Below are 16,000 nucleotides of genomic sequence, written 5' to 3' on the forward strand. Positions count from 1 at the left end.
GACCGCCGACTAACTCGTCGTTCAGTTGCTTGGAGTATCGATGATCACGCCCATCCTGCTCGCCGGCGTCGCCGCGCTCGCGCTGCCCGCCCTACCGCTCGCCGACCAGGCCGCGCAGCAGGACCAGCGGCGCGACATCATCGTCACCGCGCCGGTCGATCAGAGCGAGCGCGACGTCCTGCAGGGAACCACCGTGCTGTCGGGCGAGGCGCTGACGCGCGAACTGCGCCCGACGATCGGCGAGACGCTGGCCCGTCAGCCGGGCGTATCCGCGACGTCGTTCGGCCCCAGCGCGTCGCGCCCGATCCTCCGCGGCTTTCAGGGCGATCGCGTCCGCGTGCTGACCGACGGCATCGGCTCGATCGACGTCAGCAACACCAGCGTCGATCATGCGGTGATCATCGACCCGTTGCTCGCCGAACGGGTCGAGGTGCTCCGCGGCCCCTCCGCGCTGCTGTTCGGATCGTCGGCCGTCGGCGGCGTCGTCAACGTGATCGACACCCGCATCCCGCGCAGCGTGCCGCGCGACGGCTATCGCCTGAACGGTATCGCCAATTACGGCTCGGCTGCGGATGAACGCTCGGCCGGCGCGGCGGGCGACGTCGCGGTCGGGGAGCATCTCGTCCTGCACGCCGATGGTTCCTACCTCAAGTCCGACGATCTGCGGACCGGGCGCGGCTATCTGCTCTCGCCGCAGGCGCGCGCCGCCGCGCTCAGCCAGGTCGGCCTGCCGCAGCCGGACGCAGAGGAGCCGATCGACTTCGCCGCCGCCGCACGCTTGCGCGGCCGTTTGCCCAATTCCGCCGCCGAGACCTGGACCGCGGGTGCGGGCGCATCAATCATCACCGACACCGGCAATCTCGGCGTCAGCTACAGCCACTATGACAGCCTGTACGGGGTGCCGATCCGCTACGCGACCGCCGTCGGCCAGGCTCAGGAGGCGCCGCGCCTGTCCGTGGTCCAGAACCGCGTCGACCTGCGCGGCGAGGTACAGACCGGCGGCGGCTTTCTCGACCGCATCCGCATCCGCGCCGGTCAGGCGACCTATCGCCATTTCGAGCTGGGTGAGGACGGCAGCGTCGGCACCGCCTTCTTCAACAACGGGCTCGAAGGGCGGCTGGAACTGGTCCAGGCCAATCGCGGCGGCTGGCAGGGCGCGAGCGGCGTCCAGTATTTCAATCGCCAGTTCGACGTGAAGGGCGACGAGGCCTTCCTGCCAAGGAACGAGACCAACCAGACGGGCTTCTTCACACTCCAGCAATTTGCCAGCGGCCCGTTCCGCGCGGAGGGAGGCCTGCGCTACGAGGTGAGCGATCTTGCCGCGCGCACGCCCGCCGGCGACCTCCGCTTCTTCGCCGGCAAGCGCCATTTCGACGCGGTGTCGGGGTCGCTTGGCGCGTCCTACGCGGTGACCAACACGATCCGCATTGGCCTCAACGGTTCGCGCACGGAGCGCGCGCCCTCGGCGGAGGAGCTGTTCGCGAACGGCGCCCACGCCGGGACGCAGGCGTATGAGCTCGGCAATCCGGACTTCCGCCTCGAAAAGTCGTGGGGGCTCGAGGCGACGCTGCACGCGCACGGTCCGGGTTTCAGCCTCGACGCATCGGCCTATTACAACTGGTTCACCAACTACATCTCTGAAAACCAGGTCGATCAGGCGGTCTGCGCCGCGGCAGCCGCGCCGTCCGGCCGCGTCGTCGATCTGCCCTGTTTCCAGTATCAACAGCGCGATGCCCGCTATTGGGGCTTCGAGGCGGACGGATCGGTGAAGCTAGGGCAGCTCGGCGGCTATGCGATCAATGCCGACCTGCTCGGCGACTATGTCCGCGCGACGATCGTCGACCAGGGGCCGGTGCCGCGCATCCCGCCCGCGCGCCTGCTCGGCGGCATCGAGGCGCAGGGCGACCGGCTGAGCGGCCGGGTCGAGGTGGAACACGCCTTCGCGCAAGGCCGGATCGCGGCCTTCGAAACCCGCACGCCGGCCTATACGATGGTCAACGCGTCGGTGTCGCTGAAGCCCTTCGGCGCGGACAGCAGGACCAGTCTGCTGCTCTCGGCCAACAACGTCTTCGACGTGGTCGCCCGGCGGCATTCCAGCTTCCTGAAGGACTTTGCCCCCCTCGCTGGCCGCGATCTGCGCGCGACGCTGCGCTTCGGCCTGTGACGGACCTGCCGCTTCCGCCGGCCGGCGGGGAAGGTGGTTGCCTCCCCGCCGCAACCGCCGTACCGGACCCTCCAAAAGGAGAGTGAGACGATGGCCGGCATGGGCAAGTTCGACTGGGCGGACCCGTTCCTGCTCGACGAGCAGCTAAGCGAAGACGAACGCATGATCCGCGACACCGCGCGCGCTTATGCGCAGGACCGGCTCGCGCCCCGCATCGTCGAGGCCTTCCAGCACGAGCACACCGACCCGGCGATCTTCCGCGAAATGGGCGAACTCGGCCTGCTCGGCCCGACGATCCCGGAGGAATTCGGCGGCGTCGGCGCCAGCTATGTCGCCTATGGCCTCGTCGCCCGCGAGGTGGAGCGGATCGACTCGGGCTACCGCTCGATGATGAGCGTCCAGTCGAGCCTCGTCATGTATCCGATCCACGCCTATGGATCGGACGAGCAGCGCCGCAAGTATCTGCCGCGGCTCGCGAGCGGCGAATGGATCGGCTGTTTCGGCCTGACCGAACCCGACGCCGGATCAGATCCGGGCGGCATGACGACCCGCGCGACCAAGGTCGACGGCGGCTATCTGATCTCCGGCGCCAAGACCTGGATTTCGAACAGCCCGATCGCCGACGTATTCGTCATTTGGGCGAAGAGCGACGCGCATGGCGGCGCGATCCGCGGCTTCGTGCTCGAAAAGGGCATGAAGGGCCTGTCCGCGCCCAAGATCGAGGGCAAGCTCAGCCTGCGCGCGTCGATCACCGGCATGGTGATGATGGACGAGGTCGCGGTCGGCGAGGACGCCCTTTTGCCCAACGTCGAGGGCCTGAAGGGTCCCTTCGGCTGTCTCAACCGGGCGCGCTACGGGATCAGCTGGGGTTCGCTCGGCGCGGCGGAATTCTGCTTCCACGCCGCGCGGCAATATGGGCTCGACCGCAAGCAGTTCGGCACGCCGCTCGCCGGGCGCCAGCTGTACCAGAAGAAGCTCGCCGATATGGAGACCGAGATCGCACTCGGGCTGCAGGCTTCGTTGCGCGTCGGTCGCCTGATGGACGAAGGCCGCTTCGCGCCGGAGATGGTCTCGATCGTCAAGCGCAACAATGTCGGCAAGGCGCTCGACATCGCCCGCACCGCGCGCGACATGCACGGCGGCAACGGCATCTCCGGCGAATATCAGGTCATGCGTCACGTCATGAACCTGGAGACGGTCAACACCTACGAGGGCGCGCACGACGTCCACGCGCTGATCCTCGGCCGCGCCATCACCGGGATCGCCGCGTTTTGAGCGACGGCGGGCCAGCCCCCTCCCCCTCCGGGGCGGGCTGCGCGTCGGCCCCCCTCGCCGGGCTCAGGGTCCTCGAGCTCGCCCGCATCCTCGCCGGCCCCTGGGCCGGACAGGTGCTCGCCGATCTCGGGGCTGAGGTCACCAAGATCGAAGCGCCCGCCGGCGACGACACCCGCACCTGGGGCCCGCCGTTCGTCACCAATCCCGACGGCAGCCGCGACGCCGCCTATTTCCACGCCTGCAACCGCGGCAAGACGAGCAACGTCGTCGATTTCACGACGGCGGAGGGTCAGGCGCGGATCAGGGCGCTGGCCGCCGAATCCGACGTGCTGATCGAGAATTTCAAGGTCGGCGGCCTCGCCAAATACGGCCTCGACTATGCCAGCCTGTCCGCGCTCAACCCGCGCCTCGTCTATTGCTCGATCACCGGCTTCGGGCAGGACGGCCCCTATGCCGCCCGCGCGGGCTATGATTACATCGTCCAGGGCATGAGCGGGATGATGAGCCTGACCGGCGAGCCAGACGGCGCGCCGCAGAAGATCGGCGTCGCGATGGCGGATATCGCCACCGGCCTCTACAGCGTCATCGCGATCCAGGCGGCGCTGGCGATGCGCGGCCGCACCGGGCGCGGCCAGCATATCGACATGGCGCTGCTCGACACGATGGTCGGCGTGCTCGCCAACCAGGCCGCCAATTACTTCGCGACCGGGGACAGTCCGCCGCGCGTCGGCAACGCGCATATGAACGTGTCGCCCTATGCGGTGTTCGAGACCGCCGACGGCTGGTTCATTCTCGCGGTCGGGAACGACGGGCAGTTCCGCCGCTTCTGCGACGTGGTGGCGCTGTCTCCACAGCCCGAATGGGCGACCAACGCCGGCCGGCTGGACCACCAGGAGCCGCTGTTCGCCGCGATCGCCGACAGGACCCGCACTTTCGGCCGCGACGACCTGCTGGCCCGGCTCGAGGTCGCCGGGGTGCCCGCAGGACCGATCAATACGGTCGAGCAGGCCCTGACCGACCCGCAGGTCGTGGCGCGCGGCATGGTGCTGGACCAGCAGCCGATCCGCGGCCTGCGCACGCCGATCCGCTTTTCCGATGCGAGCCTCGTGCTCGGCCGGCCCGCGCCGCGAAAGGGCTCGGCCGACGCCGAGCCCTGAACGGCGTCAGGCGCCCTCGACCTCGCGCACCGGTTTGCGGGCGTAGAGGCCGTAGGCGAGGATGATCGCATAGCAGATCGCCGGCAGGATCAGCGAGAATTGCATCGATCCGCTGGCGTCCGCGACCAGCCCGGTCAGCGGCGGCACGATGGCGCCGCCGACGATCGCGGTGGCGATCACGCCCGATCCTTCCGCCGCGCGCTTGCCCAGCCCCTCGCTGGCGAGGCTGAAGATGGTCGGGAACATGATGGAGTTCATCAGGCCGATGGCCAGCAGCGTCCACCCCGCCAGCGTACCGGTCGAATTGGCGGACACGAGGATCAGCGCGATCGCGCCCGTCGCCACCGCCGCCAGCACCTTGCCCGGCGCGATGCGCGTCAGGACGTAGGATCCGATGAACCGGCCGACCAGGGCGCCGCCCCAATAATAAGCGACGTAATTGCCCGCGGCCTGGTCGCTGATCCCGAACACCGACGACTGCATCAGGTACAGGACGATGACCGAGCCGATCGACACTTCCGCGCCGACGTACAGGAAGATGCAGGCCGCGCCCATCGCGAAGCGCGGCCGCTTCAGCAGGCTGAAGGCGTGGAGGATGCTGCCCGTCTGGTCCTGTTCCTCGTTGAGCCGGTTGCGCCGGGTCCAGACCACGGCCGCGATGATCGCGAGCGCGACGGCAAGGCCGATATAGGTATGGACGATCGCCTGCGACGCTTCCTGGCGATAGGCAACGAGCGCGGCGCCGCTCAGCGAGGCGGCGCTGACGCTGGCGAGGCCGCCCAGGATCAGCGACGAACCGACGCGCGGGAAGATGGTGGTGCCCAGCGAGTTGAACGCCTGCGCGAAGGTCAGGCGGCTCGACGCCGTCTCCGGCTTGCCGAGCAGCGAGATCAGCGGATTGGCGACGACCTGGACGATGGTGATGCCCGCGCCCAGCACGAACAGCGCCGCCAGGAACATCTCGAACTTCGCGCTCTGCGCCGCCGGGATGAAGAGCAGGCAGCCCACCATCATGGTGACCAGGCCGATCGACGCGGTGCGCATGTAACCCGCGCGCCGCACGATGGCCGCCGCGGGCAAGGAGAAGAGCGCATAGGCGAGGAAGAAGGCCGACTGGACCAGCATCGACGTCGCATGGTCGAGCGTGAAAAGCTCCTTCAGCTTCGGGATGATGATGTCGTTGAGACTGGTGATGCCGCCGAAGATGAAGAACAGCGCGATGACGAACACGCGCAGGTCGGGTGCGTCATAGCCGTGGGCGGCATCGCCGGCAGCGGCGCCGTCCGGCTGGTGGGTGGTGACGTTGATTGCCATGTGGCGCGCGGCCCCTCTCTTCCCATGTAATCGGTTTCAAGATCTACAAGCACGCCCGTGCCATGCTGGCAAGCTGCCGGGATGGGCGCCTGCCGACCTGGCAAGAAGCCCTTGCGACGGCGGAGGCTTTCCGCAGATCGCCGCGCGACGCAAGCATGTTGGCGCATCGCTGGATCGTACGGCCGCTTTTCGGCTAGGGCATTCGTCATGGCGCGCCTCACGGTCAACAACCAGCCGGTCGAGTACAAGCTCGATCCCGACACGCCGCTGCTGTGGGCGCTCCGGGACGCGTCCAATCTCACCGGCGCGAAATATGGCTGCGGCACGGGAGAATGCGGTGCCTGTATCGTCGACATCGACGGACGCGCGGTCGCCGCGTGCACCGTGCCGATCGGCCGGATCGAGGGCAGCTATGTCACGACGATCGAAGGCTTGTCGCGCGAGCGCAATCATCCGCTGCAACTCGCCTTCATCGCCGCCAATCTGCCGCAATGCGGATTCTGCATCCCGGGCATCATCATGGCGGCGCAGGCGCTGCTGCGCCGCACGCCCGATCCGGGAGAAGAGGCGATCGAGGCGGCGTTGCCCAACATCTGCCGATGCGGCGTCTACCCGCGCCTGATCGAAGCCGTGCAGCGTGCCGGCCGAGCGCTTCGCGGCGAGGAGACGATCCCCGCCGGCGCCCGCCCCGGAATCGATCCGGCCGACGCCGCGCGCGCGGTCCCCGCTCTCGTGCCGCCGCCGCCCAGGTGACCGGACGGGCCGTTCGTTTCCTTTCGCAACGCTGACGGAGCAATTCAGCTTCGACACACCCGCGCTCATGCAAATATCATGCATGATCGGGGCCGGCTCGTGCGCCGGCGAGTGAGGACGGCAGGCAATGAAGACCTTTATCAAGGCGCTGCTCGCGGCATCGATGCTGGTGCCGGCTGCGGCGCAGGCGCAGGCGCAGGATGGCGGTCGCCCATGGGGTGGTGATCGGGGCGGAAGGCCGGAGCGTCCGCGCCCCCCCGGTGACGCCCGTGGGGCGCCGCCCGCGTCCGCGCCGCAACCCGCCCCCGGCGATCCCGGCCGCTTCCAAGGCGCGCGTCCGGATTTTCGCGCCGAGCGTCCGTGGCAGGATCGTCGTGACGATCGACAGCCTGCGGCGAACGATGCCCAGCGCCGGTTCGACCGACCCGGTGGCGGGGATCGCGGCGGATGGCGCGATCCCAATGGCGGCGGCTGGCGCCGGCCGGACGGCGGCGATCGGCCCGATCGCGGCGCCGGCCTCGAAGGCCGTCAGGACTGGCGCGACCGGCCGGCGGCAGTGGACGATCGCCCGCAACGAGCACAGGACGGCGCCGCCTGGCGCGATCGCCGGCCCGGCTGGGACCGCGCCGACGGCGGCGCCCGCCCGCCGCTCGCCGCCGGGCGCCCCGACTGGCGCGGCGGCGACTGGAACCGGCAGCCGAACTGGGATGGTCCGCGGGGCGGGGATCGCGGCGCGTGGAACCGCGGCTGGCGGGACGACCGCCGGTACGACTGGGGCCGGTATCGCGCGAACAACCGGGGCGCATACCGCCTGCCGCATTATTATGCGCCGTCCGGCTGGGGCTATGGATACCGCCGCTTCTCGATCGGCTCGACCCTCTATTCGGGCCTGTGGGGTTCGAACTATTGGATCGACGATCCCTGGGACTATCGCCTGCCCGAAGCCTATGGGCCGTATCGCTGGGTGCGTTACTACGACGATGCGCTGCTCGTCGATCTGCGCAGCGGCCGGGTGGTCGACGTGGTCTACGACATCTTCTTCTGACCCGGCGTGTCGGGGCGGCGGCCGATCGAATCGCCGCCCCGCGCGCTCCCGCCGCCCCTTGCCTTTGCCGCCGAGCGGCGGCATCCCGCAGAGATGTTCGCGCGCAAGCCTTCCGCCTCCGCCGCCAACCCGCTTCGCCAGCTGATCGGCGAACAGGTCGTCCGCCGCCTTGATGACAATCCCGCCGTCGTGTCGGCCGGCGTGGCCGGTGTACAGGCCTATTATCAGCTCGATTTCCTTACGCCCGCACAGTGCGCGATGCTGATCGGCGTCATCGACGCCAATCGCCGCCCGTCGACCCTTCTGTCCGACAAGGCAGGCGACGACTTTCGCACCAGCGAAAGCTGCGACATGGATCGCTGGTCGCCCGACATACGTCCGATCGACGAGGCGATCGCCGCGCTGCTCGGGATCGCGCCCGAGCAGGGCGAGACGATGCAGGGACAGCGCTACGCGCCCGGGCAGCAGTTTCGCGCGCATCACGATTATTTCCACGACACCGAAAGCTATTGGGCGGCGATGGCGAAGTCGGGCGGCCAGCGCACCTGGACCGCGATGATCTACCTCAACGACGTCCAGGACGGCGGTGCAACCTGGTTCCCCCAGGCGGGGTTCAAGGTCGCGCCCCGCGCCGGCATGCTGCTGGCGTGGAACAACATGAATCCCGACGGCAGCCCCAACACGCTGACCCTCCACGAGGGGATGGCCGTGGTGGAGGGGACGAAGTACGTCGTCACCAAATGGTTTCGTGAGGGGCGCTGGACGCGCTACTGATGCCGCCTCGTCCTTCCGATTCCGTCACCGGCGACGTCGGCGCCGCGGGGCCGCCGCACGCGCTCGGCGTCGCCTCGTCCTTCCTCGGCCAGCCGTGGCATTGGCGCGGCCTCGCCGCCGATGGGCGCGAAGGCTTCGGCACGGACGATCTGGTCACGCAATTGCTGCTCGCCCGCGGTTGCCCGCGGGAGGCGCTGGACGCCCATCGCCTGCCGTCGATCCGCGGCTTCATGCCCGATCCCTCGATCTTTCGCGACATGGACCGCGCGGCGGACAGGCTCGCCGATGCGGTCGAGCGCCGCGAGCAGGTGGCGGTGTTCGGCGATTATGACGTCGATGGCGCCACGTCCGCCGCGCTGCTGATCCGCCTGCTGCGCGCATTGGGTTTGACGGCCCGCCCCTATATTCCCGATCGCCTGATGGAGGGATATGGCCCCTCGGGCGCCGCGCTGCTGCGACTTGCCGGCGAGGGCGCGTCGCTGATCGTGACGGTGGACTGCGGCGCGCAGGCGTTCGAGGCGCTGGAGGCGGCGCGCGCTGCACCTGCCGACATCGTGGTCGTCGATCACCACAAATGCCTGTCGGCGCTGCCGCCCGCCCATGCGCTGGTCAATCCGAACCGTCTGGACGAGGCGGCGGAGGCGGCGGCGCACGGTCACCTTGCCGCGGTGGGCGTCTGCTTCCTGCTCGGCGCGGCGCTGATCCGGACGTTGCGCGCCCGCGGCTTCTTCGCGGATCGCGCGGAGCCGCGGCTGCTCGACCTGCTGGACCTCGTCGCGCTGGGAACCGTGGCGGATGTCGCCCAGCTCCGCGGGCTGAACCGCGCGTTCGTGGCGCAGGGGCTCAAAGTCATGGCTCAGCGCCGCAACGTCGGCATCGCCGCGCTGATCGAGGCATCGCGCCTGACGCGAGCCCCGACATGCCAGGACCTGGGCTTTGCCCTCGGGCCACGGATCAATGCGGGGGGTCGAGTCGGTCGGGCCGACCTCGGCGTCCGGCTGCTCGTCACCGACGATGCCGCGGAGGCACAGGCCATCGCGGTCGAACTGGATCGGCTCAACGAGGAACGCCGCACGATCGAAGCGGATGTCCAGGTGGTCGCAGAGGAGCGCGCGCGCGACGATCGCATGGTGACCGTGGTTGCGGGCGAAGGCTGGCACCCCGGCGTCATCGGCATCGTTGCCGGGCGGTTGAAGGAAAGGCTGGACCGGCCGTCGATCGTCATCGCGCTTGACGAACATGGTATGGGCAAGGGATCGGGCCGGTCGATCACGGGCGTCGATCTCGGCGCGGCCATTCTGGCGGCGCGCGAGCACGGATTGCTGCTGGCGGGGGGCGGTCATGCGATGGCGGCGGGATTGACCGTGGCCGGGGACAAGATCGAGGCCCTCGCCGATTTCTTGGAGGAACGGCTCGCCGCGGCGGTCGCCATTGCGCGGGAGGGACGCTCGCTGCGGCTCGACGCCGTCGTGGCGCCAGGCGGCGTCACGCCCGCGCTGGTGGAGTCGCTCGACGCGGGCGGGCCCTATGGCACGGGATGGCCGGCGCCGCGGATCGCGACCGGGCCTGTGCGCCTGATCAAGGTCGACCGCGTGGGCGTCAATCACGTGCGCGCCATCGTCGCCGGCGACGACGGCCGCAGTTTCAAGGCCATGGCGTTCCGCGCCGCCGACACCGCCCTTGGGCAGACGCTGCTCGCCGCCCCGCCCCACCGACGGCTGTGGCTGGCCGGGCGCGTACGGCGTGACGACTGGAGCGGCCGGGCGGTCGCCGAGCTTCATCTCGACGACGCCGCCTGGGTCGAGTGAGCGGCGCGCAAAATCCCCATCCGAAAGCGGCTTGACCGGCCGGGCGCCCTCCCCTAATGGCCCCCAACGCCATCGCGGCGGCCCCTTCGTCTAGCGGTTAGGACGCGGCCCTTTCACGGCTGAAACACGGGTTCGATTCCCGTAGGGGTCACCATTGTCAAGGCAAAATCGGCAGAAATCTGCGCTTTTTGCAGACACGGTGCGATCAGCGACATCATCTCGTCCCCCAAAATAATTTGGCTGCGATGGTTCGATATTGACCGCCTTGGGTCGAAGGTTATCGATTCGGATATGCCATCGCGTCTCGCATCCGAGCGTCGTTTCGGGTCCCATGACGGCCACCACGCCCCGCGCGTGAGCCCCTCTTCCCGTCGAGCCGGTATATCGGGACACACGCGTCAGCGTCCCCAGTTCCTTCTCATTTGCCGACACGCTCCGATTGAGCTTGTTGCGCACAGGAGCTGGTAAGCCGCATTCCAATGATGGATTCGAGCGCGATGCGGTCGGACAGATCACCGAAGGCGGATATCTGGTGGCGCAGGTTTCGCAGCAACTCTTGGTTGCGCCGCAGTCATCGTATGTGTGGAAGCGGCAGCCGGCATAGGTTGGGTCTGCCGGTTCCGCCAGCGATACCGACATCCATCGGCCTGCTGCGGCTTGCAAGATCGCAGGAGCGCAGCCGACCGACCTGATCATCCGCTAGACAAATCGGTCGCCCCCACTGGCCTACCTTCTCCCGCCGCTTCGTTCCGGTGGCGAGGCTCACGAGAATGGAGCGCGGCCCAGGACAATCGATAGCTCTGATTTTCCTTGCGAAAATTCTCCTGACTTCCGGCGCTCCCAACAGGAATTGTACGCAATTCTTTTAGTTTCATTTCAAACATTACAGTCAATTGATTTTCTCGAAAGGTGTGAGACAAAATACGGTATCACGCCAAGAGTACGTCGTTGTAATCATAGATTCGACTCGGGACGCATCTATCCTCCCAAAGAGACACAAGTCCAAACGTAACGCATAGATTATGGGATGATTCGTCCCACGATCGATCGGGGGCCAAATGAAACGCCGATATTTGCTGGCGTCAGCATGCCTTATGCTGACGAACGCTGGTGCTTGGTGTCAGGCCATTAACACGTATCGCTATGATTCCCTTGGACGTCTTATCGTATCGTCAGTGAGCGCGGCGCCCAACGGCAGCAAGTCGACGACCATTGGATATGACCCGGCGGGCAATCGCACGTCCTACACAGTCGCGGATGGTTCGACGCCCACGCCCACGCCGACCCCCTCGCCATCGGCTCCGGTCGCGCTCAATCCGACGCTGAACTTCAAGTCCAGCGGCCGCTACACGATTGCGCTGCCGACGTTGGCGTCCTCGAGCGCCCCGGCGCTGATCGTCAGTTTTGCCGTTCCGTCAGGCGGCGGCAGCGCCAGCATCGCGAGCGGCGCGCAATCGGTAAGCTACGCGGCTCCCTTCCTCCCCATCCCGCAAATGTGCGAGCCGGCGGAGACCTACGCTTTCAGCGTGCCCTACACGGTCCAGAACGCCGCGGGAGGCCAGATCGCAAACGGTACGGCGACGATCCTCGTAACGGGTCCGGCGGGGCCGAAGCCGCCGCGCTGGCAGATGTGCCCGTAGCGGACCCTGCCGCACCACGTCCGTCCTTCGCCTCAAGCGTGAGGCAGCCTAGCTCGAAATTGCACGGGGGTATCATGTCCAAGGTCGTGCGGAGGCGCTTCGCCTCTCAAGCATCGCAGCGCACTTTATTCTGCCTGTCTACGATCTTGTGTTCGGGCATCGCACATCCGGTGCTTGCGCAATCCATACCTGCCACGCCGGTGGCCCCGGTCCAGTCTTCGCCGGACAATTACGGTGTCGATCTCGCTACCGGCGCGCTCAATCTATCGATCACGGACATCTCGGTCGGCAATGAGTCGAGCGGCCTGACGCACAAGCGCCATTGGGTGGGCCTGAACCAATGGCGCGACCAGTTCGACCTGACCTTGTATGAGGCCAATGGAAAAGTCGTCGTCGGCATCGGAGGCGGAACGGAAACCTTCACGAAGACGGGCTCGACCTACGTTTCGGACCAGGGCGACGGAGCATCGCTCGTCCTCCAGAACGCAGCCTACGTCTATACCGCGAAGGACGGCAGCGTCACCACGTTCACGCAGCGTGATTATCGGGACGGCTATCGCGCGACCCAGGTCCGGCGCCCCGATGGCGAGACGCTGACGTTCTCCTATGCGTCCGGCTCCTTCTGGATCCTGCCGAGTACGCCGTGGAGCGGCGGCCTGCCGGTGGTGCTGAGCCGTCTGAGCGCGGTCGACAGCAGCAGCGGCTATCGGCTCAATTATCTGTACGTCAGCGATGCCGTCAACACGGTGGGCACGGCGGGGGACTGGCTGGCGCGGACCGGCGTTTCGGTCCAGAACGTCCAGCGTGGCACGGGTGTCCTGGGGACGTCCACCTACTCCCAGCCCGCCTATTACGGGGCGAGGACGCTGTCCGTGTCCGACATGGCGGGTCGATCGACGGCCTATGGCATCGACGCCTCCGGTCGCATCACATCGATCACCTATCCCGGCAGTGGTTCGGCGGACATTACCATCGTCTACAATTCGATTGGCCGAATTGCGTCCGTCACCGATGCGTCGGGGACGACCAGCTATGTCTACAGCGACAATGGCAACGTCCGGACGACGAGCGTCACCGACCCGAACGGCGCCACGTCGTCCTACACCTTCAACATCGCGACGCAGAAGATGCTGTCTTCGACGAATCCGGCGGGGCAGACGACGACCTTTCAATACGACAGCTATGGTCGCACGACCCGCGTGACCGCGCCCGAGGGAAACGCCACCCAATATACCTACGACACGCACGGCAACGTGACGGAGACGCGCGTCATCGCCAAGCCCGGATCCGGCATCGCCGATGCGGTCAGTAGCGCGCTGTTCCCCTGCACCAGTGCCGCGACCTGCGACAAGCCGCAGTGGACGCGCGATGCACGCGCGAACCAGACCGACTACAGCTACGATCAGACGACGGGCAACGTCCTCTCCGTCGTGGCGCCGCCGGATGCCACCGGCCTGAGAGCGACGACGACATTCGGCTATACCATGGTCAACGGCGTGCAACGGGTGAACCGGTCCGCGACCTGCCGGACCGCGGCGAGCTGCCCGGGCAGCGCAAACGAGCGCGTGACGACCCTATCCTACGACGTGAACGGCCTGCCCGCGACCGTCACCGATCAGGCGGGCGACGGGTCGGTGGCATCGACCGTGTCGACGACCTATGACGTCGTCGGCAACGCCGTCAGCGTGGATGGGCCGCTCCCCGGAGCCGATGACACCAGCTACTTCCGGTATGACGCGGCACGACAGCGCATCGGCCAGATTGCGCCCGATCCCGACGGCGCGGGGCCGCTCGCCAGGCGTGCAGTGCGCACGACCTATGACGCGCGAGGCCGGGCGACATTGGTCGAGCAGGGAACCGTCACCGACGCTTCCGACAGCGGCTGGAACGGCTTCTCGTCGCGGCAGCAGGTGGCGCGCGGCTTCGACGGGCTCGACCGCCAGACGTCGGAGACGACGAGTGCGGGCGGCACGGTCTATTCGGTCGTCCAGAAAAGCTACGTCGGGCAGCGGCTGGAATGCTCGGCGGTTCGCCTCAACAACGCCGTCTGGGGGACGTTGCCGGCCTCTGCCTGTACGGCGCAGGCCGAAGGTCCGTCGGGTCCCGACCGCATTACCCGCTACGGCTATGACGCCGCGGGCCGCGTCACGCAGGTGACGGCGGGATATGGGACGTCGACCACCGCGACGGAGGCGACCAGCTACACGCCGAACGGCAAGACCGCATCGGTCACGGACGCGAACGGCAACGTCACGGCCTATGCCTATGACGGCATGGACCGGCTCGGCACCACCACCTACCCCGGCGGCAGCACCGAGCGGCTGGTGTATGACGAAAACGGCAACATCACGCAGCGCTGGCTGCGGGACAACAACGTCCTGCGGTACAGCTATGACGCGCTCGACCGTCTGACCGGCGTCACCGACGGTTCGAGTCCGAGCCGGGGATATGCCTACGATCTGTTTGGCAACATGACGCGGGCATTCGACGTTGCGGGCAAGACGATCGACGTTTCCTATGATGCGCTGGGCAGGAAGACGGCGGAGACCAGCAACGTGCTGGGCCGGTCGTACAGCTACGACGCGGCGGGCCGGCGGACCCGGCTGGCCTGGTCGGACGGGTTCTTCGTCACCTACGAGTATCTGACGACGGGCGAGGTGTCCGCGATCCGGGAGAATGGCGGGTTCGTGCTCGCGAGCTACGCCTATGACAATCTCGGGCGGCGCACGTCGATCGCGCGGGGCAACGGCACGACGACGGGTTATGGCTACAATGCCGGCTCGCAGCTCACCGGGCTGACGCACGATCTGGCGGGCACGGCCGGCGATCTGACGCTGACGCTGGGCTATAACACGGCGGGCCAGATCAGCAGCCGCGCCAGCTCGAACAACGCGTATACCTGGGTGGCTCCGACCAACGTCGACCGGGCCTATGGCGTCAACGGCCTGAACCAGTACACGCAGGCCGGCGGCGTCGGCTTCGCCTATGACGCGCGCGGCAACCTGACGAACTCGGGCGGCTCGGCCTATGGCTATACGTGGGAGAACCGGCTGGTGTCGGGCCCGGGCGCCTCGCTCGCCTACGACCCGGTCGGTCGGCTGCTCAACGAGGACGGGCAGATCACCCTGCAATATGACGGGTCGGACCTGATCTCGGAGCAGAACACGAGCGGGACGATCCTGCGCCGCTACGTCTTCGGCCCCGGCGACGACGAGCCGATCGTCTGGTACGAAGGCGCCGGTACCGGCGATCGCCGCTGGCTGGTCGCGGACGAACGCGGCAGCGTCGTCGCGGTGACGGATGGCGCGGGCAATGCGATCGGGATCAACCGCTACGACGAATTCGGCATTCCCTCAGGGACCAACATCGGGCGCTTCCAGTATACGGGCCAGGCGTGGCTGGCGAGCCTGCGCATGTACCATTACAAGGCGCGCATCTACTCGCCGACGCTCGGCCGCTTCATGCAGACCGATCCGATCGGATACGGAGACGGGCTCAACTGGTATTCCTATGCGGGCAACGATCCGGTAAACTTCACCGATCCGAGTGGGCTGTCCGATTGCCCGGCCGGCACGCCACCGGGGACATTGTGCGCGACTTATCCTGGTCTTCCGACACCCGCACCGCGAGGCGGAGGTGGCGGATTCTTTCTCAATCCGATACCGATCATCAAAAGCCTCTTCTGTCTGATATTCTGCAAGAAGAAAGGATCAGCCGTTGCCTCCAGTTTGGCACCGACACCGACGTCGCCGCAAAGTGGAAATCGAAACACTTCGATTTGCGAACGCAGGGACTGGCACAACCTCAAGGTTTCGGAGAAGGTAGGAGCCTTGAGGGCTGCTGGATATTCGGTTGCGGAGAACGTTAGGATTGCGAATTTCCTTCTACGTCCTCAAGATACGCGGTAGCGGACTACATTGCGCTGGCGCCGGGTTCCACGCCCAACAACAGGGTCTGGTATTTGGGCGAGGTGAAGACAGGAGATGCAGATCTGTCGCCCAATCAACATGCTAATTATCACTCAGGTCTGACCCAAATCCGCTCTAGCAATGCTTCAAATATATTTCTTG

The 16,000-nt window shown here is 67.2% G+C and carries 10 protein-coding genes and 1 tRNA gene; 10 read left to right on the forward strand and 1 reads right to left on the reverse strand.

Annotation, left to right across the window (positions count from 1 at the left end):
* The first annotated feature begins 40 nt into the window (after nt 1–40).
* The 3 genes from IQ292_RS15435 (at nt 41) to IQ292_RS15445 (ending at nt 4,596) form a co-directional block, all read left to right on the forward strand.
* The gene (locus IQ292_RS15435) at nt 41–2,164 is read left to right on the forward strand and encodes a TonB-dependent receptor (protein ID WP_203311200.1); all 2,124 of its coding nucleotides are present in this window, start codon (nt 41–43) and stop codon (nt 2,162–2,164) included.
* A 90-nt stretch (nt 2,165–2,254) separates the two neighbouring features.
* Complete coding sequence (locus IQ292_RS15440; protein ID WP_203311201.1) at nt 2,255–3,439, forward strand: acyl-CoA dehydrogenase; 1,185 nt, start codon at nt 2,255–2,257, stop codon at nt 3,437–3,439.
* Nucleotides 3,436–4,596: a CaiB/BaiF CoA transferase family protein gene (locus IQ292_RS15445; protein WP_203311202.1), complete on the forward strand. Its 1,161-nt coding sequence runs from the start codon at nt 3,436–3,438 to the stop codon at nt 4,594–4,596. The genes IQ292_RS15440 and IQ292_RS15445 overlap by 4 nt, the downstream gene beginning before the upstream one ends.
* Before the next feature lie 6 nt (nt 4,597–4,602).
* Here IQ292_RS15445 and IQ292_RS15450 read toward each other — a convergent pair whose 3' ends face one another.
* Nucleotides 4,603–5,910, reverse strand: a complete 1,308-nt coding sequence (locus IQ292_RS15450) for a sugar MFS transporter (protein ID WP_203311203.1) — start codon at nt 5,908–5,910, stop codon at nt 4,603–4,605.
* Between the two features lie 207 nt (nt 5,911–6,117).
* Between IQ292_RS15450 and IQ292_RS15455 the strand changes: the two genes are divergently transcribed.
* The 7 genes from IQ292_RS15455 (at nt 6,118) to IQ292_RS15485 (ending at nt 15,838) form a co-directional block, all read left to right on the forward strand.
* Nucleotides 6,118–6,663 (forward strand): (2Fe-2S)-binding protein, encoded by a 546-nt coding sequence (locus tag IQ292_RS15455; RefSeq protein ID WP_203311204.1) that lies wholly within the window; start codon nt 6,118–6,120, stop codon nt 6,661–6,663.
* Nucleotides 6,664–6,790: 127 nt separating this feature from the next.
* Nucleotides 6,791–7,708 carry an RcnB family protein gene (locus tag IQ292_RS15460; protein WP_203311205.1) on the forward strand — a complete coding sequence of 306 codons (918 nt, stop codon included), beginning with the start codon at nt 6,791–6,793 and terminating at the stop codon, nt 7,706–7,708.
* A gap of 93 nt (nt 7,709–7,801) precedes the next feature.
* Complete coding sequence (locus tag IQ292_RS15465) at nt 7,802–8,482, forward strand: prolyl hydroxylase family protein (RefSeq protein WP_203311206.1); 681 nt, start codon at nt 7,802–7,804, stop codon at nt 8,480–8,482.
* Nucleotides 8,482–10,290: a single-stranded-DNA-specific exonuclease RecJ gene (gene recJ / locus IQ292_RS15470; RefSeq protein WP_203311207.1), complete on the forward strand. Its 1,809-nt coding sequence runs from the start codon at nt 8,482–8,484 to the stop codon at nt 10,288–10,290. Before IQ292_RS15465 ends, recJ begins: the two co-directional genes overlap by 1 nt.
* 79 nt (nt 10,291–10,369) lie before the next feature.
* Nucleotides 10,370–10,444 (forward strand) — tRNA-Glu (locus tag IQ292_RS15475).
* Between the two features lie 1,021 nt (nt 10,445–11,465).
* Nucleotides 11,466–11,930 carry a hypothetical protein gene (locus IQ292_RS15480; protein ID WP_203311208.1) on the forward strand — a complete coding sequence of 155 codons (465 nt, stop codon included), beginning with the start codon at nt 11,466–11,468 and terminating at the stop codon, nt 11,928–11,930.
* 200 nt (nt 11,931–12,130) lie between these two features.
* Nucleotides 12,131–15,838, forward strand: coding sequence for an RHS repeat-associated core domain-containing protein (locus tag IQ292_RS15485; protein WP_203311209.1), 3,708 nt, complete (start codon nt 12,131–12,133; stop codon nt 15,836–15,838).
* Nucleotides 15,839–16,000 lie beyond the last annotated feature (162 nt).

The sequence above is a fragment of the Sphingomonas beigongshangi genome (genome assembly GCF_016820445.1).
In the GTDB taxonomy this organism is placed as follows: Bacteria; Pseudomonadota; Alphaproteobacteria; order Sphingomonadales; family Sphingomonadaceae; genus Sphingomonas; species Sphingomonas beigongshangi.